The 2,333-nt window shown below is 71.3% G+C and carries 3 protein-coding genes; 2 read left to right on the top strand and 1 reads right to left on the bottom strand.

The window, feature by feature from the left end; translation table 11 throughout:
• The coding region (gene aroC, locus SD626R_RS09765) for a chorismate synthase (RefSeq protein WP_092566126.1) at positions 1-1,042 on the bottom strand (1,042 nt) is incomplete at its 3' end.
• Between the two features lie 146 nt (positions 1,043-1,188).
• On the opposite strand from aroC, the gene SD626R_RS09760 reads away from it, so the two are divergent.
• Both SD626R_RS09760 and SD626R_RS09755 read left to right on the top strand, forming a co-directional pair.
• Positions 1,189-1,410 carry a hypothetical protein gene (locus SD626R_RS09760; protein WP_092566124.1) on the top strand — a complete coding sequence of 74 codons (222 nt, stop codon included), beginning with the start codon at positions 1,189-1,191 and terminating at the stop codon, positions 1,408-1,410.
• Between the two features lie 78 nt (positions 1,411-1,488).
• On the top strand, positions 1,489-2,262 hold the full coding sequence (locus SD626R_RS09755) for an enoyl-CoA hydratase/isomerase family protein (protein WP_092566122.1): 774 nt from the start codon (positions 1,489-1,491) through the stop codon (positions 2,260-2,262).
• The last annotated feature ends 71 nt before the right edge of the window (positions 2,263-2,333 follow it).

Genomic DNA, 2,333 nt, shown 5'->3' with positions numbered 1-2,333 from the left:
GCGGCGGGAGCACGGGGTCGTGGCGGCCGACGACCTGGACCTCCTTCTCCTCGCCGGTCTCCCAGTCGGCCGAGCGCTGCTTCTTCGGGATCGAGGTCGGCGCGTGCCACGTGGCCTCGCCGTAGATCGGCTCGCCGGTCGTGATCCCGCCCTGAAGGCCGCCGTGGTCGTTCCCCTCGGGGACGGGGTCGCCCTCGTCGCTCTCGACGTGGTCGAAGGACTCGCCGTCGTCGAACGTCCAGTCCTCGTTGCGCTCGCTGCCGGCGACGTCGGTCGCCGCGTTCCCGAGCCCGTACTCGACGCCCGTCGTCGCCGGGATCGAGAACATCGCCTGCCCGAGTCGCGCGGGGAAGCTGTCGAACCGCGGCGCGCCGAGCCCGCGCGGGACGCCGCGACACTCGAAGTGGATGGAGCCGCCGATGGAGTCGCCCCGCTCCTGGTACTCCTCGATGAGCTCCTGCATCTCGGCGGCGGCGTCGGGGTCCGCGCAGCGCACGTCGTTCTCCTCGCTGCGTTCGAGGAGCTGCTCGAAGCTCACGGGGTCGGCCTCCACGTCGCCGATGCGGTTGACGTGGGCCTTGATCTGTACGTCGTGATCAGAGGCGTCGAGCACCTGCTCGGCGACCGCGCCGGCGGCGACCCAGTTCACCGTCTCGCGCGCGGAGGAGCGCCCGCCGCCGCCCCAGTTGCGCGTGCCGAACTTCGCGGAGTAGGTGTAGTCGCCGTGCGAGGGGCGCGGCGCCGTCACGTACGGCTCGTACTTCCCGGAGCGCGCGTCCTTGTTCTGTATCACCATGCCGATCGGCGTGCCGGTGGTGTAGCCGTCCTGGACGCCGGAGTTGACGACGACCTCGTCGGGCTCGCCGCGCGAGGTCGTGATCATCGACTGGCCCGGCTTCCGCCGGTCGAGCTGCGCCTGGATCGCCTCCTCGTCGAGCTCGACGCCCGCGGGGACGCCCGAGACCGTCACGCCCATCGCGTCGCCGTGGCTCTCGCCGTACGTCGTCAGCTGGAAGAGCCGCCCGAACCGGTTCCCGTTCATACCCGACCGTACGGCCGAGGGCATATAGGGGTTGCAATCCGCGCAACCGACCGGGCGATCGGTCGGTCGCGTCTGAGACGGCGTCGCGCGGTGGTTCCCTCGCCGCGATCGATGGCGGTTAATAAACGGATCCCGTTGGTGGGGGCGTGCGCGATCGTCTCACCTCCGACCTGGGCGTGTACGCCCTCTCGGGCCTGTTCTCGCTGGTCGTCTTCGCCGTGGCGCTCGGGATCCTCTCGCGGACGCTTCCCGACGGGCTCGGCTCCCGTCAGCTCGTCGGGCTGGTCTTCGGCTACCTGCTGTTCATCGGCGCGTACACCACGGCGTGGTTCATCTACTCCGAGATCGACAGCCGCGAGGAGATCTGAGCGCGGAGGCGGGGCTCCGCGAATGGGCCGCGCTACCGCCTGCCGAACGACTTTCACGCCGGCCCGCGAGGGGCCGGTATGACCTGGGACACGATCACGCTCGACGTCGACGACGGCGTCGCGACGCTCACCGTCGACCGCCCGGCACAGCTCAACGCCCTCACCGTCGACACGCTCGAAGCGATCGAGGAGGCGCTCGGCGAGGCCGAGGCGGCCGACGCCCGCGCGCTGGTACTGGCCGGCGCGGGCGACGAGGCGTTCGTCGCGGGCGCGGACATCTCCTACATGGTCGAGCTGTCGACGCCCGAGGCACAGGCGTACGCGGAGCTCGGCCACCGGGTCGCCGGCGCGATCGAGTCGTTCCCGGCGCCGACCGTCGCGGCGATCGACGGCTACGCGTTCGGCGGGGGCTGCGAACTGGCGCTGGCCTGTGACCTCCGGGTCGCCGCCGAGAGCGCGGTCCTCGGGCAGACCGAGATCGACCTCGGGATCATCCCGGGCTGGGGCGGCACGCAGCGCCTCTCGCGGCTGGTCGGCGACGAGACCGCAAAGCGGCTCGTCTTTTTGGGCGAGCGAATCGACGCGAGCGAGGCGGCCGAACTCGGACTCGTCGGCGAAGTGGTCGACGACGACGCGTTCGACGACCGAATCGACGAACTGGCCGGCGAGTTGGCCGCGAAACCCGCCTTCGCCACCCGGGCGGCGAAGGAAGCGCTGAACGCGGTCCACGACGGGACGCAACGGGGCGGGCTCGCGCTGGAGCGTCGCGCGTGGTCCGGGCTGTTCGGCACGCACGACCAGCGCGAGGGCATGCGGGCGTTCTTGGAGAAGCGCGAGCCGGAGTTCGAGTAGCGCAGTTGCGGACGTATGCGGTGGCGCGTGCCTGCGAGGCCGCCTCGCGGCCGAGTAGCACGCGCGAGGGA

Source organism: Halorubrum sp. SD626R (genome assembly GCF_001261915.1).
Taxonomy (GTDB): Archaea; Halobacteriota; Halobacteria; order Halobacteriales; family Haloferacaceae; genus Halorubrum.
This window is presented reverse-complemented; position numbering and strand designations above follow the sequence as displayed.

Excerpts from the sequence above, each read along its gene's own strand:
- SD626R_RS09755 (WP_092566122.1), top strand. The coding sequence starts at position 1,489 with ATGACCTGGGACACGATCACGCTCGACGTCGACGACGGCGTCGCGACG.